Source organism: Aminobacter sp. LjRoot7, assembly GCF_964252895.1.
Lineage (GTDB): Bacteria > Pseudomonadota > Alphaproteobacteria > Rhizobiales > Rhizobiaceae > Aminobacter > Aminobacter aminovorans_B.
Window position 1 is genome coordinate 1 of record NZ_CAXUPX020000042.1, and the last position, 732, is coordinate 732.

1 protein-coding gene is annotated in these 732 nt (G+C 63.1%); it reads left to right on the plus strand.

The window, feature by feature from the left end; translation table 11 throughout:
• The coding region (locus ACSQ3E_RS30860) for an IS481 family transposase (protein WP_436125515.1) at nucleotides 1-732 on the plus strand (732 nt) is incomplete at its 5' end.

The following is a 732-nucleotide window of genomic DNA, read 5'->3' on the forward strand; positions in this document are numbered from 1 at the left end:
ACGCTGCTGCCTCTGGATGACTGCCTCTATGCGCTGCAGGCGACGATCCCGCACCTGTCGCGATCGTCCTTGCACCGTTGCTTGCAGCGCCACGGGATCAGCCGCCTGCCCGACGTCGCCGGCGACAAGCCCGCCAAGCGGCCCTTCAAGTGCTACCCGATCGGCTACTTCCACATCGACATCGCCGAGGTCCGAACCGAGGAGGGCAAGCTCCATCTCTTCGTGGCGGTGGACCGGACCTCGAAGTTCGCCTTCGCTCGGCTGGTGCAGAAGGCGACCACCGTCACCGCCAGGACTTTCCTTGAGGAGTTGGTCGAAGCCGTCCCCTACAAAATCCACACCGTGCTCACCGACAACGGCATCCAATTTGCCGACCTGCCCAAGAACCGGGACGGCCCCACCGCAAGCTGGCGCGGACATCCCTTCGACCGGGCCTGCTGGGGCCATGGCATCGAGCACCGCCTCACCAAGCCCAATCACCCATGGACCAACGGTCAGGTCGAACGGATGAACCGAACGTTGAAGGAGGCAACCGTTCGGCGGTATCACTACGAGACCCACCGCCAACTCGAAGATCACCTTGCCGCCTTCCTCGACGGTTACAATTTCGCCCGACGGCTCAAGACCCTTCGCGGTCTTACACCCTACGAAGCCATCTGTACGGCCTGGGCAAACCAGCCAGATCGCTTCCGGCTCGACCCGGTCCACTTGACCTCGGGACTGAACACCTAG